The 25,964-nt window shown below is 68.7% G+C and carries 21 protein-coding genes; 6 read left to right on the forward strand and 15 right to left on the reverse strand.

The window, feature by feature from the left end:
• Positions 1-35: 35 nt before the first annotated feature.
• The 3 genes from ATO4_RS03330 to ATO4_RS03340 all read right to left on the reverse strand — a co-directional run bounded on the left by ATO4_RS03330 (position 36) and on the right by ATO4_RS03340 (position 4,671).
• Positions 36-1,649 (reverse strand): iron ABC transporter permease, encoded by a 1,614-nt coding sequence (locus ATO4_RS03330; protein WP_139802245.1) that lies wholly within the window; start codon positions 1,647-1,649, stop codon positions 36-38.
• Between the two features lie 94 nt (positions 1,650-1,743).
• Entirely contained in the window at positions 1,744-2,727 is a 984-nt protein-coding gene (locus ATO4_RS03335; RefSeq protein WP_083590176.1) for an ABC transporter substrate-binding protein, read from the reverse strand.
• A 330-nt stretch (positions 2,728-3,057) separates the two neighbouring features.
• The gene (locus tag ATO4_RS03340; protein WP_083589994.1) at positions 3,058-4,671 is read right to left on the reverse strand and encodes a glucan biosynthesis protein; all 1,614 of its coding nucleotides are present in this window, start codon (positions 4,669-4,671) and stop codon (positions 3,058-3,060) included.
• A gap of 485 nt (positions 4,672-5,156) precedes the next feature.
• Between ATO4_RS03340 and ATO4_RS27590 the strand changes: the two genes are divergently transcribed.
• Entirely contained in the window at positions 5,157-5,501 is a 345-nt protein-coding gene (locus tag ATO4_RS27590; protein WP_176222842.1) for a DUF2147 domain-containing protein, read from the forward strand.
• Positions 5,502-5,519: 18 nt separating this feature from the next.
• On the opposite strand, the gene ATO4_RS03350 is transcribed toward ATO4_RS27590, so the two are convergent.
• From ATO4_RS03350 to ATO4_RS03385, 8 genes are all read right to left on the reverse strand, one after another.
• A complete protein-coding gene (locus ATO4_RS03350; RefSeq protein ID WP_245308540.1) occupies positions 5,520-6,998 on the reverse strand; it encodes an amidase in 1,479 nt (492 codons plus the stop codon).
• Positions 6,999-7,032: 34 nt separating this feature from the next.
• Positions 7,033-8,166, reverse strand: coding sequence for a M20/M25/M40 family metallo-hydrolase (locus tag ATO4_RS03355; protein WP_083589996.1), 1,134 nt, complete (start codon positions 8,164-8,166; stop codon positions 7,033-7,035).
• A 54-nt stretch (positions 8,167-8,220) separates the two neighbouring features.
• Positions 8,221-9,384, reverse strand: coding sequence for a M20 aminoacylase family protein (locus ATO4_RS03360; RefSeq protein ID WP_083589997.1), 1,164 nt, complete (start codon positions 9,382-9,384; stop codon positions 8,221-8,223).
• Positions 9,385-9,438: 54 nt separating this feature from the next.
• Positions 9,439-10,947, reverse strand: a complete 1,509-nt coding sequence (locus ATO4_RS03365; RefSeq protein ID WP_083589998.1) for a M81 family metallopeptidase — start codon at positions 10,945-10,947, stop codon at positions 9,439-9,441.
• Between the two features lie 9 nt (positions 10,948-10,956).
• Positions 10,957-12,702 carry an ABC transporter ATP-binding protein gene (locus ATO4_RS03370; protein ID WP_083589999.1) on the reverse strand — a complete coding sequence of 582 codons (1,746 nt, stop codon included), beginning with the start codon at positions 12,700-12,702 and terminating at the stop codon, positions 10,957-10,959.
• Positions 12,702-13,523 carry an ABC transporter permease gene (locus ATO4_RS03375; RefSeq protein ID WP_083590178.1) on the reverse strand — a complete coding sequence of 274 codons (822 nt, stop codon included), beginning with the start codon at positions 13,521-13,523 and terminating at the stop codon, positions 12,702-12,704. Before ATO4_RS03375 ends, ATO4_RS03370 begins: the two co-directional genes overlap by 1 nt.
• A gap of 89 nt (positions 13,524-13,612) precedes the next feature.
• Positions 13,613-14,554, reverse strand: a complete 942-nt coding sequence (locus ATO4_RS03380; protein ID WP_083590000.1) for an ABC transporter permease — start codon at positions 14,552-14,554, stop codon at positions 13,613-13,615.
• 104 nt (positions 14,555-14,658) lie between these two features.
• Complete coding sequence (locus ATO4_RS03385; protein ID WP_083590001.1) at positions 14,659-16,272, reverse strand: ABC transporter substrate-binding protein; 1,614 nt, start codon at positions 16,270-16,272, stop codon at positions 14,659-14,661.
• 152 nt (positions 16,273-16,424) lie between these two features.
• Here ATO4_RS03385 and ATO4_RS03390 point away from each other — a divergent pair, with 152 nt between their 5' ends.
• Both ATO4_RS03390 and ATO4_RS03395 read left to right on the forward strand, forming a co-directional pair.
• Positions 16,425-17,192: an IclR family transcriptional regulator gene (locus ATO4_RS03390; RefSeq protein ID WP_083590002.1), complete on the forward strand. Its 768-nt coding sequence runs from the start codon at positions 16,425-16,427 to the stop codon at positions 17,190-17,192.
• A 100-nt stretch (positions 17,193-17,292) separates the two neighbouring features.
• Complete coding sequence (locus ATO4_RS03395) at positions 17,293-18,915, forward strand: gamma-glutamyltransferase (protein ID WP_083590003.1); 1,623 nt, start codon at positions 17,293-17,295, stop codon at positions 18,913-18,915.
• 282 nt (positions 18,916-19,197) lie between these two features.
• On the opposite strand, the gene ATO4_RS03400 is transcribed toward ATO4_RS03395, so the two are convergent.
• Together ATO4_RS03400 and tsaA are read right to left on the reverse strand one after the other, a co-directional pair.
• Positions 19,198-19,539, reverse strand: coding sequence for a DUF2293 domain-containing protein (locus tag ATO4_RS03400; protein WP_245308541.1), 342 nt, complete (start codon positions 19,537-19,539; stop codon positions 19,198-19,200).
• Between the two features lie 44 nt (positions 19,540-19,583).
• Positions 19,584-20,072 carry a tRNA (N6-threonylcarbamoyladenosine(37)-N6)-methyltransferase TrmO gene (gene tsaA / locus ATO4_RS03405; protein ID WP_139802224.1) on the reverse strand — a complete coding sequence of 163 codons (489 nt, stop codon included), beginning with the start codon at positions 20,070-20,072 and terminating at the stop codon, positions 19,584-19,586.
• Positions 20,073-20,238: 166 nt separating this feature from the next.
• On the opposite strand from tsaA, the gene ATO4_RS03410 reads away from it, so the two are divergent.
• Both ATO4_RS03410 and metF read left to right on the forward strand, forming a co-directional pair.
• Positions 20,239-21,252, forward strand: coding sequence for a metalloregulator ArsR/SmtB family transcription factor (locus ATO4_RS03410; RefSeq protein ID WP_083590006.1), 1,014 nt, complete (start codon positions 20,239-20,241; stop codon positions 21,250-21,252).
• A 10-nt stretch (positions 21,253-21,262) separates the two neighbouring features.
• On the forward strand, positions 21,263-22,177 hold the full coding sequence (metF, locus tag ATO4_RS03415; RefSeq protein WP_083590007.1) for a methylenetetrahydrofolate reductase [NAD(P)H]: 915 nt from the start codon (positions 21,263-21,265) through the stop codon (positions 22,175-22,177).
• Positions 22,178-22,680: 503 nt separating this feature from the next.
• Here the strand turns inward: metF and ATO4_RS03420 are convergent.
• The gene (locus ATO4_RS03420; RefSeq protein ID WP_245308542.1) at positions 22,681-23,994 is read right to left on the reverse strand and encodes an amidase; all 1,314 of its coding nucleotides are present in this window, start codon (positions 23,992-23,994) and stop codon (positions 22,681-22,683) included.
• A gap of 138 nt (positions 23,995-24,132) precedes the next feature.
• On the opposite strand from ATO4_RS03420, the gene ATO4_RS03425 reads away from it, so the two are divergent.
• Positions 24,133-25,353 carry an alanine racemase gene (locus ATO4_RS03425; protein WP_083590180.1) on the forward strand — a complete coding sequence of 407 codons (1,221 nt, stop codon included), beginning with the start codon at positions 24,133-24,135 and terminating at the stop codon, positions 25,351-25,353.
• A 9-nt stretch (positions 25,354-25,362) separates the two neighbouring features.
• On the opposite strand, the gene ATO4_RS03430 is transcribed toward ATO4_RS03425, so the two are convergent.
• Positions 25,363-25,809 carry a DUF4112 domain-containing protein gene (locus tag ATO4_RS03430; protein WP_083590008.1) on the reverse strand — a complete coding sequence of 149 codons (447 nt, stop codon included), beginning with the start codon at positions 25,807-25,809 and terminating at the stop codon, positions 25,363-25,365.
• Positions 25,810-25,964 lie beyond the last annotated feature (155 nt).

A 25,964-nucleotide genomic window follows, 5' to 3' on the forward strand; every position in this document is an offset into this window, starting at 1 on the left:
ACGGCGCTTCGGCGCCGCTCCCGTCGCGGTCGCGCTCAGTCGGCCCAGGGCAGGACGCCGCGCGGCAGCCGGCGCGCGAAGAGCGCCGTCGCGCCCATGATGGCGACGATGGCGACCACCGTCACCACCGCGACCGCCGAGGCGAGCACCGTGGAGCCGCCGTCGTCGAGATTGAAGACCACGACCCCCAGCGTCTCGTTGCCCGCCGACCAGAGCAGCGCCGAGACCGTCAGCTCGTTGAAGCTGGTCATGAAGGTCAGCACCGCGCCCGCCGCCGCCGCCGGGGCGAGCAGCGGAAACAGCACCGTGCGCAGCCGGAAGAGGTAGCCGGCACCGGTCATCCGCGCCGCCTCGTCGAGCCCCCGATCGAGCTGCTGCACCGCGCCGACGACGGGCCGCAGCGACAGGGTCAGGAAGCGGGCGAGATAGGCGAAGAAGATGATCCAGATGGTGTTGTAGAGGCTGAAGCCGAGGATCGGCAGCGGCCGGATGAAGATCAGGATGGCGGCGATGCCGAGGACGATGCCGGGCAACGCGTAGGGCACCTCGGCCAGCATCGCGAGGCTCTTCAGGAGCCGCCCGCCGCGCCAGACGATCATCGCGGCGAAGGGCACGGCAAGCAGCATCAGGAGGAGCGAGGCGCCGGCGGCGAGGAAGAAGGAGTTGCGGAAGGCCCTGACCGTCGCATCCTGGCGAAACAGCACCTCGGCGTAGTTGCCGAGCGTCATGGTGGCGTTCGACAGCGGCACGCCATAGGCGGTGACCAGCGAGGTCGCGACGAGGGCGAGGAGGGGAACGACGAGGATCACGACGATGATCCCCCAGGCGCCGATCTCGGCCGGCAGCCGGGCCTTGCCGAGCCGGTAGCGGAGCGCCTGCGACGGCGCGCCGACGCTGCGGAAATCGCGCCTGCCGATCAGCAGCGACTGCACGGCGAAGCCGGCAAAGGCGAGCGCGCCCACCAGGATCGAGAGCACGGCGACGTCGGAGATGATCGACGGGCCGAAGCTTGCCAGCCGCTGGTAGATGAGGGTCGGCAGCACCGTGTAGCCGGCCGGGATGCCGAGCAGCGCCGGGATGCCGAAATTGCCGATGGCCGAGACGAAGGCGAGGGCGGAGCCGGCGACGAGCGCCGGCGTCATCATCGGCAGGACGACGGTGCGCAGCACGAAGAGCCGGCCGGCGCCACAGGCCCGTGCCGCCTCGATCATCTCCCGCGGCAGGCCGCGCAGGCCGGCCCGCACCGCCAGGAAGACCAGCGGCGCATGCTGGATGCCAAGGAGGAGAATGATCCCTTCGGCGCTGTAGAAAGGGTTCGGCGCCCCGAGCGGCGGGGCGAGGCCGAGGGTGATCAGCAGCGGGCTGGACGGGCCGGCGAGCTGCGCCCAGGACAGGGCCGTCACCTGCGGCGGGATCATCAGCGGCAGGAGAAACGCGAAGACCAGCGCCGCCTTGGCCCGGATGTCGGTCAGTGCCACGGCCAGCGCGAAACCCGTCCCGAGGACGAGCGAGATCCCCGTCCCGAAGATCGACGTGACCAGCGAGTGCCAGGTCGCCGTCCAGGTCGAGCCGGCGGCGAGCACCGAGACGAGGTTCGACGGGTCGAGCCGGCCTCCCGGGGCGATCGCTTCCAACAGGAGGCGCGCCATCGGCAGGACGGAGACGAGCAGGATGAAGACGACGAGGACGGCGAGAGCCAGGCCCTCGCCGTCCTGTCTGCGCTTGACGAATGCGATCAAGCGGTCAGCCGCCGAAGATGTCGGCGAAGCGCTTCTTGTTGGTCTCTTCGTCGGCCAGCGCCTTCTCGGCGTCGAAGGACATCAGCTTGATCTGGTCGCGGCCGGGGAAGCCGGCGGGCCCGGCGACGCCGTCGCGGGCCGGCAGATAGCCCTGCGAAGCGGCGAGCTTCTGGCCCTCCTCGGAGAGGAGGAAGTCGACGAAGGCCTTGGCGGCTTCCGGGTTCTGCGAGGTCTTCAGGATCGCCACCGGCTCGGTGACCGCCGAGACGCCCTCGGTCGGGAAGACGAAGTTCACCGGCGAGCCCTTGGCCGCCTCGCGGATCGGCAGATAGTCGACGATGACGCCATAGGCGGACTGGCCGCCGGCGACGGCCTTCAGGATGCCGCCATTGCCGCCGGCCGCCGTCGCGCCGTTCTTTGCCAGCGCCTCGACATAGTCCCAGCCGAGATCGGGGTTCTGGGTGATCGCCGCGAGATGGACGAGGGCGGCGCCGGAGGTCAGCGGGCTCGGCATCGTCACCTGGCCCTTCGCTTCCTCCTTGGTCAGGTCCTTCCAGGAGGTCGGCGTCATTCCGGCGCGGGTGTTGTTGACGATGCCGGTGGTGATCAGCTTCGTCGAGAAGTAGGTCTTGTCCTTGTCGTGGAGGCCGTCCTCGAAGCCGGTCGTGTCGGCGTCCTCATAGGCCATCAGGCGGTCGTCGCGCTTCAGGCCTTCCATCGTCACGCTGTCGGCGATGAGGAGGAGGTCCGGCTGCGGGCTGCCGGCGGCGAACTCGGCCTGCAGCTTCGCCATCACCTTGGTGGTTCCGTCGCGCACCCACTCGACGTCGACGTCGGGATTGGCCTTCTCGAAGGCGTCGACGGTCGCCTGGGCGTCCTCGTTGGGCTGGCTGGTGTAGAGCACCAGCTTGCCCGAGGCGGCGAGGGCGGGGGCGGCGGCGAAAAGCGCCGCGAGCGAGACGGCGAGAAGGCTGGCTTTGCGGATCATGGGACGCATCTCCGAGATCGGGTTCAGGATCGGCGCCAGGGCCATAGCACCGTTCGAGCCTGCGGAGTAACCGCTGCGCCATGACAGGGGCATGACAGGGGCATGACCGCGCCGGAGCCCTCGGTGGCCGGGCCGCCGAGGCGGGGCCGGTGGCCGGGATGGAGGCGGCCCCGTCGTCCCGCGGCATTCGCCCGCCATCACCCGGCCCGTCTCCTGCGGATCGGAGACGGCGCGATGGGTGGCGGAAGTCGGCAAAGGTGGTCGGTATCCTCGCTCCCCCCGTCGCCAGAAAGGCCGAAGGCCCAAGCGCCCGAGTGCTCGCGACACCCGTCAGGCCGCCGAATCCCGCTCCGGCAGGAACTGGTAGAGCCAGGTCTCGGTCAGGGTCTGGTCGCCGCGGCGCAGATAGGCGCGAAGATCCACCGGGTCGATGTCCTCGGCCTTGAGATCGAAGGTCATGCGCCAGGCGGTTCCGACCTTCACCGAGTAGCAGTCGATGTTCGACAGCTCGCCCCGCGAGGTCGAGACCACGGCCTTGACGCCCTTGGCGTCGCGATCGAGCTTTGCGACGAAGCCGCCGTCGAAGTCGACCGCGAACTTGACGACGCCCTTCGGCCTCGGCTGGCCGGCGATGCCGCCGCGGCCGATGCGGGTCGCGGTGACGGCGCTGACCTCTGCCGGCCGCGGCTCGTCCTTCGCCCAGGTCAGGCGGTAGGACAGGGGGATCTCGTCGCCTTTCCGGACCGGCTTGCCGGAGACCCAGTAGACGACGATGTTGTCGTGGATCTCGTCGTCGGTGGGGATCTCGACGAGCTGCACCTCGCCCTGGCCCCAGTCGCCCTTCGGCTCGATCCAGACGCTTGGCCGCTTTTCGTAGAAGACGCCGTCGTCCTCGTAGTTGGAGAAGGCGCGGTCGCGCTGCAACAGGCCGAAGCCCTTCGGATTCTTGTCCGAGAAGCTGGAGGTGCGTACGGCGGACGGGTTGTTCAGCGGCCGCCAGATCCGCTCGTTGGCGCCGGTCCAGATCGCCAGCCCGTCGCTGTCGTGGACCTCGGGGCGCCAGTCGACGCGGTCCGGCCGGTCGGTCTCGGAGAACCAGAACATCGAGGTCAGCGGTGCGAGGCCGACGCGGTCGATCTTCTCGCGGGCGAAGAACCGGCTGTCGATGTCCATGACGACCGGGCCGTGCTTGCCGACATCCATGCGGAAGACGCCGGTCATGCGCGGCGAGTCGATCAGGCAGGTGATGACGAGTTCGTGGCCGGGGGTCGTCGAGCGTTCGAGGAAATAGTCGGTGAAGCGGGGAAACTCCTCCGGCGTCGGCATGGCGACGTCGAGGGCGAGGGCACGGGCGGAGAGGCCGAACTGGTTGAGTTCGCCGGACGAGCGGAAATAGGCAGCGCCGAGGAAGGCCAGCCAGTCGGTCTGCTGGTCGGGCGCCATGACCCTCAGGCCGGCATAGCCGATGTCCTTCGGCAGCTTGCGCGCCGGGCTGTCCTCCGGCATATCGAACACCGCCGGGTCGTAGCGCAGCTGGCGCGACTTGTCGCCGTCGACGACGTGGATGCCGACGGGAAGCTGGAAATAGCGGCCGAGATGGAAGAGGCGGACGGGTGCCTTGCCGCCGGCGACCTCGAGTGTCGCCTCCGGCTTGAACTTGATCTTCCAATGGGCGTCGAAGTCGATCTGGTCGAGGACCTCGGGATCGCGCGAGCGCGTCTCGATGAAGGGCTGCATCGCCATGCGCCGGGCATGATCGGCGAGAAGGTCGAAGGAGAACGGCTTTTCCGCCGCGAAGGACAAGAGGTCGTCCTCGGCGAAGGCTCGGCCTCCCGTCGGCAGCAGGCCGAGGGCTGCTGCGGCAGCGAGGAAGGACCGACGGCTCAGTCCGGACGAGCGGTGCGGATGCGCCGCGCCCTCGGGCGCCGCGGAATGGTGTCGCATATGTCTGCCCCTACGCATGGATGCGGACGCTTGGCTGCGTCCTGTTTTGTGGCCGCAGAGTCAGCGGCATTTTGTCAGCGGTAAGGCGAAAACTGCATTTGCGCCATGCACTCGGTGACCGTGCTCATAAGTTCTGCAGGGATGATAAATCCGACTGCCGATACGCCCGAAACGCCCGGCTTCCGCCGTCCTTCCGCCAAGTGCTTGGGATAAAATCGCAAACTCCCGGAAGCGTCGGACGGCCGATCCAGCATCAGGGAGCAAGGTCGTCAGTTGCCGGGCGCCGTGCGCGGAGTGTCGGGCATCGGATGTTCAGCGACGCAGAACCGCCCGGCCGGATGGCCCGCTCCGCCCGATGCGGCGACATCTCGCCGCGCCGGTGGCGCTTCTTGGCCGGTCGTCGCATTTTCATCAGAGTGACGCGCGATGGTCCGGCGAGACCGGAGCCGCGAAAGCCGGCTTCCGGCACAAGGAGATCCCGCATCATGACAATCGCTCGTTTCGCCCTCGTGGCGGTGTTTTCCGTCGGCCTTGCCGGCACCGCCTCCGGCCAGGCCATCACCGGCGACTGGCTGACCGAGAATGGCGAGCGGGTGACGGTCGAGCCCTGCGGCAAGTCCTATTGCTCGGTGGTCGCCACCGGCACCTATCGGGGACAGCGCATCGCCGAGGTCGCCGGTTCCGGACCGGAATATCCCGGCACGATCACCGATCCGCGCGCCGGCAAGACCTACAAGGGCTCGATGACGGTCCGCGGCGCGCAGCTCGACCTGAAGGGCTGCCTGATGGGGATGTTCTGCAAGACCGTCCAGAGCTGGCGCCGCCCGTAAGCGTCGGGGCGTGGCGCGCTACCCTTCACGCCGCCGCGCCAAAGCGAGGAGGTCGGCCTCCCGCCCGTGCGGCGCGATGAGCTGCAGGCCGGCGGCCAGCCCGTCCCTGAAGCCGGCGGGCATGGCGAGGACGGGGCAGCCGGACAGGGTGCCGGGGGCGACGCATTCCATCCAGCGATGGTAGCTGTCCATCCGCCGTCCGGCGATCTCCTGCGGCCAGCGCCATCCGGCCGGGAAGGGCCAGACCTGCGCGGCCGGCAAGGCGAGGACGTCGAAGCGCGCGAAGAGGTCGAGGAGCCGCAGGTGCCACGCGGTGCGGGTCTCGCCGGCGGCAAAGACGTCGAGGGCGCTGAGCCCCCTGCCGCCCTCGATCTCCCATTGCAGCTCGGGCTTCAACAAACCGCGGGTCGCCGGATCGTCGAAGAGCGGGCCGAACTTGCCGGCGACGGCGACATGGCGCTGGACGACGAAGTTGTGCCACAGCCGTTCGGCCTCGAAGCCGAGATCGGCGGGTGCGGTGTCGGTATCGGGGATGGCGGCAAGCGCGGCGAGGCAGGTGTCGAGGATGCCCGGCTCGAAGGCGAGGTGGCCGCCGAGATCGCCGAGCCAGCCGATGCGTACCGGCCGGTCGCCGGTCGGTGTGGGGCGCGAGACGTCCGGCAGTCCCGCCGACAGCGGCTGGCGCGGGTCCGATCCGGCCTGGACCCGAAGCAGCCGCTCCATATCGTCGATCGTCCGGGCCATCGGGCCATCGGTCGACAGCGACGCCTCGAAGACGTTGCCGGCGGGAAGGCTCGGCACCCGGCCGAAGGAGGGGCGAAGGCCGTAGACATTGTTGAAGGCGGCGGGATTGCGCAGCGAGCCGCCCATGTCCGAACCGTCGGCGACCGGCAGCATGCGCGTCGCCAGCGCGACGGCCGCGCCGCCGGAGGAGCCGCCGGCGCTGCGTGACGGATCGAAAGCATTGCGGGTGGTGCCGAAGACCTCGTTGAAGCTGTGCGAGCCGAGGCCGAATTCCGGCGTGTTGGTCTTGCCGATGACGATGGCGCCGGCCGCCCGGATCCTTGCTGTGGAAAGCCCATCGAAGTCGGGCACGTGGTCGCGGTAGATCGGCGAGCCGAAGGTGGTCGTCAGGCCCCTGGTCGGCGACAGGTCCTTGATGGCGATCGGCAGGCCGTGGAGCGGCCCGAGCGCCACGCCCGACGCCACCTGGCCGTCGGCCGCCTCGGCTTCGGCGAGAATTTCCTTGCGCGGGCGCAGCGAGACGATGGCGAGGTGGCGCGGATTGACCGCGTCGATCCGGTCGAGAAAGGCGGTGGCCACCTCGACGCAGGACAGCCGCCGCGCGGCGATGGCCCCGGCGAGTTCCGTGGCGCTCGCAGCGCAGATGGCGGAGATCTCTCCCGCCGGTGCGCGCAGCGACCCGTCGGCGGCAAAGGGCGACGTCGCATCGCCCTCTGCCGTCGTCCCCTGCGACGGGGCGGTCCCTCGTGTCACGGCCGCACGCCGCCGCAACGACCGTTGCCGGACATCAGTCGAGCTCCGCCAGGAGGCCGGCGATGAGGCGGCCGCGCGAGGCGAGGCTGGACACCTCGATGTGCTCGTTCAGCGTATGCACGTCGCGGCCGACGACACCGAGCCCGTCGAGGGTCGGCAGGCCCATGGCGCCGGTGAAGTTACCGTCCGAGCCGCCGCCTTCCGAGGCATGGGCGAGGTCGAAGCCGAGTTCGTTGCCGATGCGGCGAACGCGCTCATAGAGCGCCATGGTTCCCTCGCTCGCTTCCCAGACCGGGCGAACGACGCTCTTCTCGACGGCGAAACCGGTGCCGTCCGGCTCGCGCTTGTCGAAGGCGAGGATCTTCGCGGTGCCCTGGTCGAGATCGTCCTGGCGCTTGGCCATGGAGAGGCATTCGGCCCGGGCGACGGTGGGCACGCAGTTCACCCACTGGCCGCCATGCATGACCGATACCGAGAAGGTGCAGTCCTCGTTCGTCATGTCCTCGATCTCGATCAGCTTTCTCGCCATCATCTTGACCGCCGACTGTCCGGCCTTGAGGGCCGCGCCGGCATGGCTGGGGCGGCCGGTGGCGGTGAGATGATAGCGGGCGATGGCGTAGCGGCCGGTGACGACGGTGTCGCGGGCCCATGCCGGTTCGGGGACGAGGACGTACTTGTTCTTCGCCGCCTCGGCCTCGATCAGCGCCCGCGTGCCGGGCGTGCCGATCTCCTCGTCGGAGGTGAGAAGCACGGTAACGGGCAGGGGCGTCTCGACGCCCATGTCGGCGAGCGCCTTGACGGCGTGGATGGCGATGTAGTTGCCGCCCTTCATGTCGCAGATGCCGGGGCCCCAGCAGATGTCGCCCTCACGCCGGAAGGGCAGCTTCTCCAGCGTCCCGAGCGGGTGCACCGTGTCGAGATGGCCGATGATCAGGACGCCCGGTTCGCCCTGTTTCGGATGGGGAAACTTGCCCCGCACACAATTGCCGAGGCCCTCCGGCCCGGGGATGATCTCAACCGAGAAGCCGAGCGCCTCCATGTCCCCGGCGGCGAGCGCCATCATCCTGTCGACCGAGGGCTTGTCGTAGGTCGGGCTTTCGCACTCGACCCAGCGCTTCAGGCCCTTGATCATTTCCTCCGCGTCGAGCGGAACCTTCGTCACGTCCATGTCTGTCAGTCCTTGCGAGGATATCGAAATCGCTGTGGCTCGTCCGGAGCCGTCTCAGACGGCGAGCCGCCGCTCCACCACACGGGCGAGCAGGCTCGAGCCGATCGGCAGGATCGCGTCGTCGAGGATGAAGCCGGGATTGTGCACCGGCACCGACCCGCCATGGCCGACCCAGCAATAGGCGCCGGGAACGGCGAGGAGCATGTCGGCGAAGTCCTCGCTGCCCATCATCGGGTTCGGGTCGGTGAGCACGTTCTCCTCGCCGACGATCTCGACGGCGGCCTCCCGCATCGCCTCGGTCTCGGCCGGATGGTTCTCGAGGACGGAGAAGACGTCGCGGATGTCGATGTCGATCTCGCACTGGTACATCGCCGCGGCGCCGGCGCAGATCTCGCGCATGCGGCTCCTGATCAGATCGCCCACCGCGTCGTCGAAAAAGCGGATGGTGCCGCCGAGCTCGGCGGTTTCCGGCACGACGTTGTAGGCCGAGCCGGCGTTGAACTTGGTGATCGACAGGACCGCCGGCAGCATCGGATCGACGTTGCGGCTGACGATGCTCTGGAGGCTCTGGGAGAGCGACGTCGCGATGACGATGGGATCGCGGCTGTCGTGGGGCCGCGCGCCGTGGCTGCCGCGGCCGCGGATGGTGATGTCGAAGAAGCTCGCCCCGGCCATCGCCTTGCCCGGGAAGACGGCGATCTGGCCGAGATCGTGGACCGGGCTGTTGTGGAGGCCGTAGATCTCGTCGCAGGGAAAGCGCTCGAACAGCTTCTCGGCGATCATCGCGCGCGCCCCGCCGAGGCCTTCCTCGGCTGGCTGGAAGACGAACATCGCGGTGCCGGCGAAGTCCCGCCTGGCGGCCAGATAGCGGGCGGCGCCGAGCAGCATGGTGGTGTGGCCGTCATGGCCGCAGCCATGGAAGGCGCCGGGATTCTGCGAGCGATAGGGAAGGTTGGTCTGCTCCTCCATCGGCAGGGCGTCCATGTCGGCTCGCAGGCCGATCGTGCGCCCGGCGCCGCCGGTGCCCCGCAGGATGCCGACGACGCCGGTGACGCCGATGCCCTCATGCACCTCGTCGAGACCGTATTCCTTCAGCTTCGCGGCGACGATCGCCGCGGTGCGCGTCTCCTCGAAGCCGATCTCGGGATGGGCGTGGAGATCGCGGCGGATCTCGGTCAGATCCTGAGCAAAGCTCTGGATCTCGGGAATGATGGTCATGGCAGTCCTCGTGGGCATCGGGTCGGCGGTCGCTCGCCCGCCGCGTGGAAGGGGTCAGACGAAGGCGGGGCCGGTGGGCGACAGGTCGATCCCGCTGCGCAGCTTCTTGAAGGAGAGGCCGGCCGGCGAGACCGGCATCGGGCCGGGCGCCGCGGCCACCAGGATCGTCTCGGCGATCGGCGCGAAGTCGGCGCGGAAATGCACCGAGCTCTTCACCACCAGGATCGCCTGGGCTTCCGGCTCGATACCGACGAAGCGGAACATCTCGCGGTCGGCCATCTGCGCCTTGCTGCTGACGACGACGATGGCGACGCCGCCGACCCGGAGATGGGCCGAAGGCCCCAGACGCATCCGCGCGCCGCCATAGAAGGGTCCGGTGGCGACGAAGTCTCCGTCGGAAAGAGCCATCACCTCGAAGGCGCCGGTATAGGGCGCGTCGCCGAAGACACCCTTCGCGCCGCCCAGCGCGCCGTGGATCGTCGCGCCGACGCCGGCCTCGTGGGCCGCCTTGGCCATCGCCGGATCGAAGATCGCGCCGATCGCGGCGCGCGTTGCGCCTGCCTCGACCAGGGCCTTGAGCATGCCCATGGTGTTCGAGTCGCCGCCGGCACCGGGATTGTCCTGGGTGTCGGCGATGACCACCGGCCGGGTCGAAGCTTCGGCAAGGCGCTGGGCTTCGCGCACCGCCTCCAGCGGATCCAGGCTGTTTCCGGCAAAGGCGAGGCGGGCGGCCGAGACCTTTTTCACGATGGTGTCCGCCGCCGCGTCGGCTGCCTCGCGGGTTTCCCCATAGGCGACGACCGAGGGCCCGCAGTCGTGGATGTCGGCGGCGGGAAAGCCGCAGAGGAAGGAGACCGAAGGAACCCGATCCGTCTCCAGCTCCGCCACGGTCCGGTAGATCGACGCATTCGGCTCCATGTCGGTCGACTGCCAGGCGATCGGGATGAGGAAGGGGATCTGCCGGAAGGCCTTCTGGTATCGCCGGCCGGCGAGAAGGGGAGCGAGTGCGACCGCCGCGCGCCTGCCGGTCTCGGCCATGTCGACATGGGGATAGGTGCGAAAGGCGACGAGGACGTCGGCATGGTCGACCATCGCCGGCGTGACGTTGCCGTGGAGGTCGAGGCTGGCGACGATCGGGACGTCCGGCCCGACGATCGCGCGCACCCGGGCGAGAAGCTCGCCCTCGCCGTCCTCCAGGTGCTCGGCGACCATCGCCCCGTGCAGGTCGAGATAGACGCCGTCAAGGGGCAGGGCGTCGGCGATCGCGGCGACGAGGCGCGAGGCGATGGTCTCGTAAGCTTCTTCGGTGACGTGGGCCGAGGGAACGGCCGCGCACCAAAGCGTCGGGACGAGCGACCAGCCGTCCGCTTCGGCCGTTTCGACGAAGCCGCAGATGGCCATGTTGACGTCGCGGGTCGCCTCCAGCATCGCCGGCCCCTCCGACAAAGGCGGCCAGCCGCCGCCATGCCGGAACGCGGCGAAATCCGCCTTGGTTGGCGCGAAGGTGTTGGTCTCGTGCATGAATCCGCCGACGGCGATGCGCGGCGAAGGAACGCGTTCCATGGGTTTCGATCAGCCTCTCGGAGTGGTTTCGACCGGCGCGCCTGGCGCCGGCATTGGACGGAAATTCGGAAAGTCCCAGTGTCGTCCGGGCGCGGCATCGATCAGCTCGCGGGTGTAGGCTTCCCTGGGATTGCCGAGGACCTCGGCCGTCGGCCCGTATTCGACCACTCGGCCGCGCTGCATCACCGCCACCTCGTCGCAGATCTGCGCGGCGACCCTAAGGTCGTGGGTGATGAAGAGCAGCGCCACGCCGAGCCGCGTCTGGATGTCGCCGAGGAGGTCCAGCACCTGGGCCTGCACCGACACGTCCAGCGCCGAAACCGCCTCGTCGGCGACGAGGACGTCCGGCTCCATCGCCAAAGCGCGGGCGATGGCGATGCGCTGGCGCTGGCCGCCGGAGAACTGGTGCGGATGGCGGTCGATGGCGTCGGCCGGCAGACCGACCAGTTCGAGCAGTTCGCGCGCGCGGGCACGGGCCTCGTGCTTCGGGGTTCCGTAGTTGACCGGCCCCTCGATGATGCTGTCGCCGACGGTCAGGCGCGGATTGAGCGAACGGTTGGGATCCTGGAAGATCATCTGGATGCGCTTGCGCCAGGGACGCAGCGCCCGGCGCGACAGGCCGGCGATCTCGTGGTTGCGCAGCCGGATGCTGCCGGTGGTCGGATCGATCAGCCGCATGACGCAGCGCGCCACGGTGGACTTGCCCGAGCCGCTCTCGCCGACGATGCCGAGGGTGCGCCCGCGGGTCAGCTTGAGGTCGACGTCCTTGGCGGCGACGGTGCCTTCGCGCTTGCGGAACAGCGAGGCCTGGCCGTAGACCATGCCGAGTTCGGAGGTTTCCAGCACGATTTCGCGGGATGCGGCCGGCCGCGCGGCGCGCGGGCTGAGGGCCGGCACGGCGGAGAGGAGGTCGCGGGTGTAGTCGCGCTGGGGCTTGGTCAGGATCGACTGGATCGGTCCGGATTCGACCAGCTTGCCATGGCGCATGACATAGACGCGGTCGGCGATGTCGGCGACGACGCCCATGTCGTGGGTGATGAACAGGACGGAGGTGCCGAGCCGCTCCTGGATTTCCGCGATCAGCTTCAGGATCTGCTTCTGGGTGGTGACGTCGAGGGCGGTGGTCGGCTCGTCGGCGATGAGGAGCCTCGGCTCCAGCACCAGCGCCATGGCGATCATCACCCGCTGGCGCTGGCCGCCGGACAGCTGGTGCGGATAGGAGCGGCACATGCGCTCGACATCCGGCAGATGGACGAGCGAGAGGATCTCGCGGATGCGCGTCCGGCGTTCGGACGCACTCATCGAGGCGTGCGCGGTCAGCACTTCCTGCAGCTGCTCCTCGACGGTCATCACCGGGTTCAGCGCCGTCATCGGCTCCTGGAAGATCATCGACATGCGCGTCGCGCGCATCTGGCGCAGCCGCGAGGCACTGGCGGAGAGCACGTCCTCGCCCTCGACGAGGATGCGTCCCGAGCGGGCGGTGAGCGCGCCCTTCGGCAGGAGGCCCATGGTGGCGAGCGAGGTCACCGACTTGCCGGAGCCGCTCTCGCCGACGAGGCAGACGGTCTCGCCCGGTCCGACGGTCAGCGAGACGTCGTCGATGATCGGGTGCGGATCGCGGCCGTTGGTCTCGACGACGAGGTTCTCGACGACGAGGATGGCGTCGGTTTTCGCGCCCGTGCCCGTGCCCGTTTCTGCGCCAGTTCCAGTGCCGGCCTCGATCGGCCGGCGGTCGTTTGCGATCGTCTCGCCCATCACGCCTGCCTCTTCTTGCCGAGCTTGGGGTCCATGACGTCCCTTGCGGTGTCGCCGAGAATGTTGATCGACAGGATGGTGATCGACAGGAACAGGCCGGGCCAGAAGATCAGGCTGGGCTTGATCTGGAAGTACAGCCGTCCCTCCGACATGATGTTGCCCCAGGAGGGCGTCTCGGTGCCGATGCCGGCGCCGAGGAAGGAGAGGATCGCTTCGGTGAGGATCGCCGAGGCGCAGACATAGGTCGCCTGGACGATCAGCGGAGCGAGAGTGTTCGGCATCAGGTGCCGCCACATGATCTTCGGCAGGCTGGAGCCGACGGCGATCGCCGCCTCGACATAGGGCTCCTCGCGGGCCGACAGGACGACCGATCGCACCAGCCGCACGACGCGCGGGATCTCCGGGATGGTGATGGCGATGAGGACGGTCCAGAGGCTGGAACCGGCCAGCGAGACGATGGCAATGGCGAGGAGGATCGACGGGATCGCCATCAGCCCGTCCATGATCCGCATCAGGATCGCGTCGAGCCAGCGGAAGAAGCCGGCGAAGAGCCCGAGCGGCAGGCCGATCAGAACCGCGACGAGGGCAGCCCCGAGGCCGACGATCAGCGACATCTGGGCGCCGTAGAGCGTTCGCGAGAGGACGTCGCGACCATAGGCGTCGGTGCCGAAGAGATGGGCGGCGCTCGCGCCCTGCAGCCGCTCCATCGGGTTCATTGCAATGGGATCGTATGGCGCGATCAGCGGCGCGAGCAGCGCCGCGACGACGATGACGAACAGGCATACGGCGGCGATGGTCGGCGCGAGCTTCAGGTCGGCCATGTCGATCCGCGGCAGGAACTGGCGCTTGATGACCGGCTGGCTCGCGCCAGGCGCTGTCGCAGCGGTGGGAGCGGCGTCTCGGTTGGCCATCAGTAGCGGATCCTCGGGTCCATGAAGGCGTAGGAGATGTCGATCAGGAGATTGATGACGACGTATATCCCGCTGGTCAGCAGAATCAGCGCCTGGATGACCGGATAGTCGCGGGCGAGGATCGCATCGACGGTGAGCCGCCCGAGACCGGGGATGTTGAAGACGCTCTCGGTGACGACGACGCCGGAGATCATCAGGGCGAAGCCCGTTCCGACGACGGTGAGGATCGGCACGGCGGCGTTGCGCAGCGCGTGGCGGAAGAGGACGATCCGCTCCGTCAGGCCCTTCGCCCGCGCGGTGCGGATATAGTCCTCGTCGAGGACCTCGAGCATCGCCGCGCGGGTCATCCGGGCGATCAGTGCGATGTAGATCGTCGCGAGGGTGAAGGCCGGCAGGATGATGCGGGCGAGGAACGGTCCGATCCCGTCGAAGACGCTCCGGAAGCCCTGGACCGGCAGCAGCCGCAGGTCGATCGCGAAGATCTGGATGAAGATGTAGCCGGTGACGAAGACCGGGATGGAAAAGCCGAGGACGGAGATCGCCATCACCACGTTGTCGGTGAGGCTGCCATGGCGCCACGCGGCGATGACGCCCATCGGGATCGACAGGACCAGCGTGATGATCATGGTGACGATGGCAAGGCTGAGCGTCGGCTCCAGCCGCTGGCCGATCAGCGTCAGCACCGGCGTGCGGGAGATCAGCGAGGCGCCGAAGTCGCCGGACAGGAGCTGGCCGCTCCAGGTGACGAACTGGGTCAAGAGCGGCTCGTTGAGGCCGAGGCTGTCGCGGATGCGCTCCAGCTGATCCGGCGTCGCCATGTCGCCGGCGATGATCGCCGCGGGATCGCCGGGCGTCAGCCGCAGCAGCAGGAAGACGAACAGCGCCACGACCACCAGCACGGGAACCGATGCCAGGACGCGGCGAGCGATATAAGCCAGCATGAAGGGATGCCTCGGGGCACGGGACAGGTTCGCCGCCCGTCATATCGGGCGGCGCAGGAGATCCGGCGCCGCCCGATGTCAGGCGGCGCCGGAACGCGCGTTTGCTACTCGGACTTAGTCACGCTCCAGAACACCGGAACCGGCATTTCCAGCATGCCCTCGAGGGTGTTCGAGATCGTGGCGGGGATCAGGTACTCGCCGACCGGGATGTAGTTCACCACCTCGTAGGCATGGGCCTGGATGTCGGCGGCGATGGTCTTGCGCTCGTCCTCGCTGGTCGCGGAGGCGAACTTCACCCGCATTTCTTCGAGCTTGGTGTCGTCCGGCCAGCCGAACCAGGCCGCGCTCTTGCCGCCGCCGTTGAGCATCGGGTTGTTGATCGGGCTCCAGACTTCCGGAACGATCCAGTTGGTGAAGAACAGGTTCCAGCCGCCGTCCTTCACGCCGGCCTGGCTGGCCCGGCGGGTGACGAGGGTCTGCCAGTCCATCGGCTGCATGTCGACGGTGAAGCCGCCCTGGCGCAGCAGCTGTGCCGCGACCACCGGCTGGGCCGCGAGCGAGGCGACGTCGGTCGGCTGCATCAGGACGATCGGCGTGCCGTCGTAGCCGGCCTCCTTCAGCATCTCCTTGGCCTTTTCGGGCTGCGGCCCGTTAAGGATCGGCTCCGCTCCGGCCTCGGTCGCATAGGGGGTGTCGCAGCCATACATCGTGCCGCAGACCTTCATGTAGTCGGGATTGCCGACGAGGGCCGCGAGGATCGGCTGCTGGCCGAGCGCCGTCAGGGCGGCGCGGCGGATCTTCACGTTGTCGAAGGGCGGGTTCAGCCAGTTCAGCCGGGCCATGGTCTGGTAGCCGTACTTGCCGAGGGTCTTGACCGTCAGGTCGGGGTTGGCCGACAGCAGTGGCAACAGGTCGATCGGGGTCTGCTCGAGGAAGTCGATCTCGCCGGAATTGATCGCGTTCACCGCGGTCTGGGCGTCCGGCATCACCACCCAGGTGACCTTGTCGACCTTGACCACCTTGCCGCCGGCGGTCCAGCTCGCCGGCTCCTCGCGCGGCACGTAGTCGGCGTTCTTCTCGTAGACGGCCCGCACGCCCGGCTCGAACTCGGCCTCGACGAACTTGAACGGTCCCGAACCCGTATAGTCGGTGATCGCCTCGCTCGACGGCGTCTTGGCCACCCGCTCCGGCATGATGAAGGTCGGCAGGCCGGAGGGCTTGGCCATCAGCTCGATGGCGTAGGAGAAGGGCTGCGAGAGCTTCATGACGAGGGTCTTGTCGCCCTCAGCCTCCAGGCTCTCGACGTATTTGAACAGCATCTGGGCGCCGCCGTCCCGCTCGCCCCAGCGCTTCAGCGAGGCGATGGCGTCGGCCGAGGTGACCGGCTGGCCGTCGGTCCACTTCAGGCCGTCGCGCAGGGTGAAGGTGTAGGTCAGCTGGTCGTCCGACACCGTCCACGAGGCCATCTGCGGCTGCGGCTTCAGGTTCTCGTCCATGCCGAGAAGCGTGTCGTAGATCATGTAGCCGTGGTTGCGGGTGATGTGCGCCGTGGTGATCACCGGATCCAGCACCCGGATGCCCGAATGCATCACCGCGCGGATCTCCTGCGCGGCGGCGGGGCCGGCGGCAAAGCCGCTGAGGGCGAGGGCGGAAGCCAAAAGTGCCGAGCGGACGAGCCGGGCCGGTCGGAAGGCGGAAGCAGGGGAGAAGAAAGTCATGCGTGCGTCTCCGGAAGGGCGCGGCAGGGCCGCTGACGAGAACCCGCCAACATTTAGCGCACTGCGCTAGTGATATGCGGATTGAGGTATCGTAAGAACGAGGCTACGAATTAGTCAACATCCATTGTCGAATAAAAAGAGTGCAGCGCAGCATGGAGCAGGACAAGCAGAGGCGGCGCAACGGACATTTCATCGGGTCGCTGGAGAAGGCGATGCGGCTTCTCGAGGCCTTCGGCCCGGAATCACCTCGCATGGGCCTCACCGAACTCGCCCGGCAGACCGGCTTCGACCGCTCGACGGTGCAGCGGCTGACGACCACGTTCCATGAACTCGGCTATCTCGACAAGGACCCGTCGACCCGTCGCTACAGCCCGTCGATCCGCATGAGCGAACTCGCCAACGCCTATCTGTGGTCGGACGACCTCATGCGGGCGGCGATGCCGCGGCTGATCGACCTTCGCCAGAAGCTCGGCGAGACCATCAACTTCGCGCGCCTTGCGGGAACCGACATCGTCTATACCGCCCGGCTGCCGAGCGCCCGGACGAGCTACGACGCGACGATCATCGGCCGCCGCGTGCCGGCCCTCAACACCTCGAGCGGGCGGGCCATGCTGTCGCGGCGCCGCCCGGAGGAGCGTGCAGCGGGGGTCGAGGCCTGGCCGCTCAATCGCTACACCGACGTGACGCTGATGGACCGCGAGCAGATCCGCGAGCGTGTCGAACTGGCGGCGCGGCAGGGATACGCGATCGCCCAGGACGAGTTGCGGATGAACGAACTCGCCGTCGCCGTGGCCGTCGGCCGCGGCGAGGCATCGGGCGGGGCCGTGCAATGCTCGGTCAGCGGGACGGTCTGGACCCCCGAGCGTCTCGTGGCCGAGATCGTCCCCTCGCTTCTCGACGCCGCCAACGCGATCACCTGAGCCGACCCATCACGGTCTCGCCCCCGGGGCCGATTCGCTGCCGACCTGCCAAGCCAGCGCCGCCAGACTGCACCGCCAGACTGCACCGAAAGGAGCTCCCATGACAAACTTCTCCCGCTCGACCATCGTCACCAAGCCCGCCTGCGTCTCGAAAGGCGGCATCGTCGCCGCGCAGCACCGCCGTGCCGCCGAGGTCGGTGCGGAAGTGCTGGCCGCCGGCGGCGACGCGGTCGATGCGGCGACGGCGGTCTCCTTCGCCATCGGGGTGGTGGAGCCCTGGATGAGCGGACCGGCCGGCGGCGGCGCGATGATGGTCTGGCGGGCGGGCGAGGCGAGGCCCCATGCGGTCGCCTACGGCATGCGGGCGCCGGCGGGGCTCGACCCGCGCGACTATCCCGTGTCGGGCGAGGGCGTCGCCGGCGACCTGTTTCCGTGGCAGCGCGTGGTGGGCGATCGCAACATCGAGGGCGGTTCGGCCGTCGCCGTCCCAGGCACCGTCGACGGCATCGGCCTTGCCCACGAGCGCTGGGGCAGGATGCCCTGGCGCGACCTGGTCGAGCCGGCGGCGGCGCTCGCACGCGAGGGCATGCGGGTGGACTGGTACGCCGCGCTGATCATCGCCTCGGCGGCGCGGTCGCTGGCGAAGGATCGCGACGCGGCGGCGCTGTTCCTGGAGGACGGGCTGTTCCCGCCGATCGGCGGCTGGACGGCGCTGAGCGACATCCGGCTGAAGATGCCGCGCTTCGCCGACACCTTGGATGCGATCGCCCGCGGCGGCCGGCGCGCCTTCTTCGAGGGCGACGTCGCCCGGGAACTCGCCCGCGACGTCCGCGACAAGGGTGGCTCGCTGAGCGTGGAGGATCTCGCGGCCTATCGCGCCGAGATCCAGCAGCCGGCGTCGATCGAGGCGTTCGGCGGCCGCCTGCATGCGACGCCGACGCTGACCGCCGGGCCGACCATCGTCGACACCTTCCGCCGGTTGTCGCAAGCGGTTCCGCCGGAGGGCCGCGCCGGCAAGCTGGCGGCGATGGCCGATGCCCTGTCTGCCGCCTATGCCGAGCGGCTGGCGACGATGGGCGACCACGAAAGCCCGCTGTCGCCAGGCTCGACGACGCATTTCTCGGTGGTCGACCGGCACGGCAACATGGTGGCGATGACCCAGACCCTTTTGTCGGTGTTCGGGGCGCGGGTGGTCTCGCCGTCGACGGGGCTCCTCCTCAACAACGGCATCATGTGGTTCGATCCGGAGCCGGGGCGGCCGAATTCGCTCGGCCCCGGCAAGCGCTGTCTGATGAATGTCTGCCCGGTGGTCGGCGAGACCGCCATCGGATCGGCCGAGGAAGCGCGGTTCGCGATCGGTGCTTCGGGCGGGCGCAAGATCCTGCCGGCCGTCGCCCAGATCGCCCATCGCCTGATGGCAGAAGGGGAGGATCTGGATGCCGCCTTCCATGCCCCCCGCATCGACGTCTCGGGCGGCGAGACGGTGATCGCCGACTCGGCCTTCGCGAGCGAGGACCTGTCGGAGCTTCGCCGGGCGTTCCATGTCGAGACCGCGCCGCGGACCGTCTTCCCCTACGCCTTCGCCTGTCCGGCGGGCGTCATGCGCCGGGGCGACGTCAATTCCGGCGCGACCGAAATCATGTCCCCCTGGGGCGACGCGGTGGCGGAGGATTTCCGCGGCCCGGACGATGGACCGTCGCGCGCTCGACCTTCAGGCGATTGAGCGGCGCGGCCGATGCACGCCATTGCGGGGCGTGCATGGCTGCCATGTTTCGGGTGCTCTGGCTGCAGGACGTCGATCGTGGGAGAAGCATCTCAGGCAAGCAACTCCTCCCAAACGTTTGCCGAACTTTGAGAGCCCGTCCGGATCCTCCCCCGGACGGGCTTTTTTGTTTGGGCCATCTGTCGCGGCGAGTGCCGTCGATGCCGCGGGCGTTCACGTGGGTCGCGACATCCGTCGGCTCAGCCGCGCTCAGCCGATCAGGCGCCGCGGGCCGATCGCCGATCAGGCGCCGCGATCCGCTTCCTGCGTGTCTTCCCCGTCTTCATCCGCATCCTCTGCCGCGGCTTCCGCCTCGTCCGCGACGTCGGCCGGATCGACATGGCGGCGCGCGCCCCACGCGTCGAGAACCGCATTGATGTCGTCGGCGACGAAGAAGCGGGCGGCGTCGCGGTCGTAGCCGTCGTCCATGAGCGCGTCGTAGTCGGTGTGTTCGTGCCGGATGCGGGCCACCACCGCAAGCCAAACGGCGGCTTCCGGCGACAGGCTGCGCATGCGGCGCGAGCGGGCCGCCTCGCGAATCGCTTCGGCGTCGAGGAAGGGCGCGCGCGGGATGGTCGCCGTCACCGCCCGCACGATGCGCCTCTGTCGTTCCGTCGCCATCGCCGCCGTCAGCCCTCCTGCGGCCGGTCGACGGACCCGTGATAGGGCTTGATGTCGAGGAGCGGCGTGCCGTCGACGACGTCGATCGCATCGATCGTGACGAGGCCCGACTCGATGTCGAGCGCCTCGATCCGCACGAGATGCAGCCCGATCGGATTGGGTCGCACCGGTGAGCGGAGCGAAAAGGTGCCGCGGGGGGTCTCGGCATGGCGCGGCTTCTGCAAGGCGAGGTCCCGCGCCGCGCCGTCGAGCCAGCTCAGGCAGAAGACATGGTCGCCGGGGGCGAGGCCCTGCAGAGCCTCCCGGAAGGGCCGGTCGACCTCGAGACGCCCCGTCGCCCCGGCCTCGATCGCGGCCCGGCGGTTCTTCGGGCAATCGTCACGGGAGGCGAAGGGCGAGCGCAGCCGGCCGATGAAGACGAGGCCGGCATCGTCGAAGCCGGGCAGGGGGGCGGAAAACGGCTTCTCGCCGGGGCGGGCTGGTCGGGATGCGCTCAGGACGGATCTCCTCTTCTCGAATCGTCAGGGACGCCAGCGGGTGGGCGCGGCGCCCGGTGCGCAACGCCGTCCGGAGAAACGGAAAATCGGCGCCGACGACCGGAAACGCCTTGCCAAATCTCTCGGCGTGACATAAACATATCTTTATATCGTAATCGAGTGTGTCATGTTGGACGTCCGCAAATTCGCCTTCGAGCCCTTCGTCGATCTGCTGCGCGCCGCGGCCGAGCCGACGCGGCTGAGGCTCCTCGTCCTTCTGGCCGCCGCCGATCTGACCGTGAGCGAGCTTACGACGATTCTCGGCCAGTCGCAGCCGCGCATTTCCCGCCACCTGAAGCTGCTCGCCGAGGCGGGCCTGATCTCGCGCTATCAGGAGGGCTCCTGGGCCTTCTTCCGCGCCTCGGACGATCCGGTCGCGCTGCCGGTGATGCGGGCCCTCGTCGGCTGGATCGACGCCGAGGATCCGGTGCTCGCCCGCGATGCCGAGCGGCTGGCCGAGGTGCGGGCGCGCCGGGCCGAGCGTGCGGCGGACTATTTCGCCCGCAACGCCGAGGAGTGGGATCGCATCCGTTCGCTCCACGTCTCCGACGCCGAGGTGGAGGCGGCGCTGAGCCAGGCGCTCGGCCGCAAGCGGTTCGACACGCTGCTCGACGTCGGCACCGGCACCGGGCGGATGCTCGAGGTGCTGGCCCCGCGCTGCGAGCGGGCCGTCGGCATCGATTCTTCCCGCGAGATGCTGGCGGTGGCGCGGGCCAAGCTCGACGAGGCCAAAGTCACCAATGCGCAGGTGCGGCTCGGAAGCGTCTATCACCTGCCGGTCGAGCGGGGCGGCTTCGACCTCGTCTTGATCCATCAGGTCCTGCATTATCTCGACGATCCGGCGAAGGCCGTGCGCGAGGCCGCGGCGGCGCTGTCGCCCGGCGGGCGGCTCGCCATCATCGATTTCGCGCCGCACGAGATGGAGTTCATGCGCAGCGAATACGCCCATCTGCGGCTGGGCTTCTCCGATCAGTCCCTGACGTCCTATGCCGAGGCGGCGGGGCTCGAGGTCCGCTCCCTCGTCCACCTGACGACCAAGTCCGCGCAGGCGGCGGAACTCACCGTCACCATCCTCCTCGCCGAGGATCAGCGCCTTCTCATCGCCGCGAACGACGCGGCGCAAATCGCCATGACAAGCTGAGGAAACAACCATGAGCCAGGTCAACGCCCTGTCGAATTCCGGCATCCGGGTCTCGTTCGAATTCTTCCCGCCGAAGTCCGAGAAGATGGAGGAGAACCTGTGGCGCTCGATCGAGCGGCTGGCGCCGATGCAGCCGACCTTCGTCTCGGTCACCTACGGCGCCGGCGGCTCCACCCGGGAGCGCACCCACCACACGATCGAGCGGATCCTCAAGGAGACCAGCCTCGTCCCGGCCGCGCATCTGACCTGCGTCGACGCCTCGCGCGAGGAGGTCGACGAGGTGGTTCGCCAGTACCGCGATACCGGCGTGAAACACTTCGTGGCGCTGCGCGGCGACAGCCAGGCGGGCGTCGGCGGCAAGTACATCGCGCGGCCGGACGGCTATCGCAACGCGGTCGAGCTGGTCGCGGGCCTGAAGAAGATCGACGACTTCGAGATCTCGGTCTCGGCCTATCCGGAGAAGCATCCCGAGAGCCCGGACTTCGCCACCGACATCGACATGCTGAAGCGCAAGGTCGACAACGGCGCCACCCGGGCGATCACCCAGTTCTTCTTCGACAACGATGTCTTCGAGCGTTATGTCGAGCGCGCCCGCAAGGCGGGCATCTACATCCCGATCGTGCCGGGCATCGCGCCGATCCACGACTTCACCAAGATCGCGCGTTTCGCCAGCGCCACCGGCGCCAGCATCCCGGCCTGGCTCGCCGCCCGCTTCGAGGGGCTGGAAGAGGACGAGCAGACCCGCTCGCACGTCTCCGCCGCCTTCTGCGCCGAGCAGGTCCTCGACCTGACCAGGCGCGGCATTTCCGACTTCCACTTCTACACGATGAACCGCGCCGACCTCGTCTATTCGATCTGCCACATCCTCGGCCTGCGGGCCGCGGCGCCGGTCGGCGAGGACGCGGCTGCGGCCGCGGCGGCCTGAGGCGCCGGCGCCTGCACTTTCAAGACGCCTGAAACAAGCGAAAGGCCGGGTCTCCCCGGCCTTTCTGATTTGTCGTCCATCCTATGAACGGAAGCATATGGACGGAACCATCGGACGGCCAACCATCCATCGAGCCGGTCGGGGCCCGGGACGCCGCGGCGGCCGCCGCTTCAGACCCTGACCGTGATCAGGGCACGTAACCTGTCACCATGGCCGCGAGAAAGGCGAAGGCCGCGCAGATCATGATGAGGTTGAGCGAACGCGTGAGTTGCATGGTTTCGGGCTCCTCTGTGCATTCAACCCTCACAGGTTAACGAATAGTGGCGGCGCGTAAAGAGCCAATCGTCGCTGCAGCGCGGTATGGAGGCAAAAGAGCGCCCGGAGTTTCGTCCGCACCGGGCGATGCAACTGCGAAGACGGCGCGAAATATATCGCAGGATCGTCCCGGTCCGGGACAGGATCGACGGCGTTCCAAGCGTCGATGTTTAATCATAATCTCGAACTTATTGTCGCGCGAGGATGTCCTGCAGCAGGCCAGCGACGGCCAGCGCCCGGTCGTCCCGCCCGAAGCGGGCGATCACCGATACGCCGAGCGGCAGCCCGTCGGCGGTGGCGAGGCCCGGCACGCTGACGACAGGGTTGCCGGTCAGCGTCCAGAGCTTGTTCATCTGGGCATCCCCCGTCGAGGCCAGCGTCACCGGGGCGGCCCCCAGCGCTGACGGCGCCAGCAGGACGTCGACGGTCTCGAACAGCGAGGACGCGGCCTTGCGGGCGATCCGCGCGGCGCGGCGCGCCTCGTCATAGGTCGAAGGCGCCAGCGTGGCCGCCTGCTCGAGGACGGCCAGCACCTTCGGGCCGAGTTCCGACCGGTGATGATGGAACTCGTCCGACAGCGCCATCACCGCCTCGAACCCCTGGATCGCCCCGTGCCAGTCCCGCGCCGAAGCCAGCGCGGCGGGTTCCTCGACCTCGACGAGGCGGGCGCCGGCCCGTTCGAGAAGGCCTGCGGCCTCGGCGACGGCTTCGAGCATCGCCGGCTCGACCTCGATGTCGACGGTGCTGCGATAGAGGCCGATGGTCAGCCCGGCGGCGTCGGGCAGGCGCGCCGGCGCCAGCTCGCGGCGGGTGATCAGGCTCGCCGCCAGGGCGAGGTCCATCGCCGTCGCGGCGAACAGGCCAGCGGTATCGAGCGTGTAGGAGAAGGTCTTCATGCCGACCGTCGGCAGCAGGCGGAAGCTCGGCTTGAAGCCGGCGACGCCGCAGAAGGAGGCCGGCCGGATCACCGAACCGCCGGTCTGCGAGCCGAAGGCCAGCGGCACCATGCCCGCCGCCACCGCCGCCGCCGAGCCCGAGGACGAGCCGCCCGGCGTGTGATCGAGGTTGCGGGGGTTGCGGGTCGGGGTGGGGTCGAGGCTGGCGAATTCGGTGGTCGTGGTCTTGCCGATGATCGCCGCACCGACGAGCCTCGCCATGGAGACGAGGGCCGCGTCGGCGACCGGCCGGTGGTTGCGGTAGATCGGCGAGCCGTGCTCGGTCGTCATGTCGCGGGTGTCGTAGATGTCCTTGACGCCGACGGCGACGCCGGCGAGCGGGCCCGTCTGCGCCGAAGCCGCAACCAGGCTGTCGCGAGGCGCGGTCCGCAGGAAGGCGCCGATCGGGCCGTCCGCCTCGGCGATCCGCTCTTGCGCGGCCTCGATCTCCCGCGCGGGGCTCGAGCGACCGGAGGCGACGGCCTCGACGATGTCTTCAAGGGAGGTGGCGGCGATCGGATGGCGGTTCGGCATGGGCCTGATGACCTTCGAGGATTGGCGTGTCATGGTTCGTCGGAACCGTGGGTAGCGCCCGAGCGCTGGTCGCGACAAGCAAAAACCCTGACGGTGGAGTGACAAGGCCGGTTCGACCTTCGCCTCCGGCGCCCCATGTTCCGCCGCGCCACCATCACGGGAGACGCCAGCTTGCAGAGCTTTTCAACGGCCAGGGACGCGGCTCTGACCCTGCGCCCGGACGTGCCGGTCTACTGCTTCCGCCCGGAGGTCCTTGCCGCCGACGCCAGAGCCTTCGTCGCCGCCTTTCCGGGCGAGACGGCCTATGCGGTGAAGACGAATGGCGAGCCGATGGTGCTGGAAACCTTGGCCAAGGCGGGGATCTCCACCTTCGACGTCGCCTCGCCCGGCGAGTTCGCTGCGGTGAAGGCGGCGAGGCCCGACGCCGAGATGCTCTACATGCATCCGGTCAAGGCGCAGTCGGACATCCGCCTGGCGCTGGAGACCTACGGCATCCGCGTTCTGTCCCTCGACCACGAGGACGAGGTGGCGAAGATCCTGCGGATCGTGCGGGCGCTCGACATCGACCCGGGCACGGTGACGCTCTTCATCCGGATCCAGACCAAGGGCCATGCGGCCTACGAGCTGTCGAAGAAGTTCGGCGCAGCTCCCGCCCATGCGGTCGAGCTCCTGCAGCGCTGCCACAAGATCGGCTTCAAGGTCGGCCTGTGCTTCCATGTCGGCTCGCAGATCGAGGATCCCGACACCTACGAGCGCGCGCTCGCGTCCGCCGACTGGGTGCGCAACCGGGCCGACGTGCCGCTGGCCGGCCTCGACGTCGGCGGCGGCTTTCCGGCCGAATACGGCCATGACCCGCGCCGCAAGAAGAAGGACATGCCGGGCATGGCGGAGATCATGACCCGGCTGAACTCCGACATCGAGGAATGGGGCTTTGCCGACATGCCGCTGGTGGCCGAGCCCGGCCGGGTGATCGTCGCGCGGGCCTTCTCGCTGATCGTGCGGGTGCTGCTGAGAAAGGGCAAGCGGCTCTACATCAACGACGGCATCTGGGCGTCGCTGTCGGATTCGTGGACCGGCAAGATCACCCTGCCGGCCCGCTTCATCCCCGATCCCGCCCGCGTCGCCCGCAATGGCGACCCGGCGAAGATCGGCGCCTTCAAGGTCTGCGGCGCGACCTGCGATTCGGTGGACATCCTGTCACGGCCGTTCTGGCTGCCCGAGACGGTCGACACCGGCGACTGGATCGAGATCGGCCACATCGGCGCCTACTCGCTGTCGCTGCGGACCCGCTTCAACGGCTTCTACCCGGACACCTTCGTCGAGGTCACCACGCCCTTCGACGCCGGCGAAAAGGCCGAAGGCTACGCCAGCCTGGAGACGATGGCCGACTGAGCGGCCGGCCTACCGCCCCGAGCGGGCCTTCGGCGTGATGTCCTTCATCGGGCGGATGTCGCCGCGGGAATCGATCATGCCGTCATGGCCGAAGTGATCGAGGATGATCGCGAGGTTCTTGCGGTTGGCCTTGAAGAACAGGTCGAAGACGTCGCCGACCAGCGGAACCGCGCCGAGGCCGAAATCGACGCCGACATTGGCGAGCATCTTCGCCAGCTTGTGCGACGGCATGCCGAGGCGCCGGGCCTCGTTGACGATCCACAGGGACACCAGCGCGGTGCCTGCGTCGCCGACGCCGGGGATGAGGCCGACGATCGAATCGCCGCCGAAGCTGATCCCTGTTCCGGGAATCCGGATCGCCGTGTCCATGACCCGGGCCACCTTGGCGACGCGCCGGAGCCGGCGAAGGTGGTCGACCTCGTCGAGGGCATGGGTCGGGGCGTAAGTCGCGCTCATGGTGTCGTAGTCTCCCGGTGATCTTCGCAGCGGATGCGAATGGCTCTGTCGCCATTTCATATGGGGAAGCGATCAGACGGGAAAAAGATCCGGAATTCGCACGCCGATCGCGGTCGCGGCGATGAAGCCGCTGCCGCGAGGGCGAGGGCCGTTCG

Source organism: Aurantimonas sp. 22II-16-19i, from assembly GCF_002088275.1.
Taxonomy (GTDB): domain Bacteria; phylum Pseudomonadota; class Alphaproteobacteria; order Rhizobiales; family Rhizobiaceae; genus Jiella.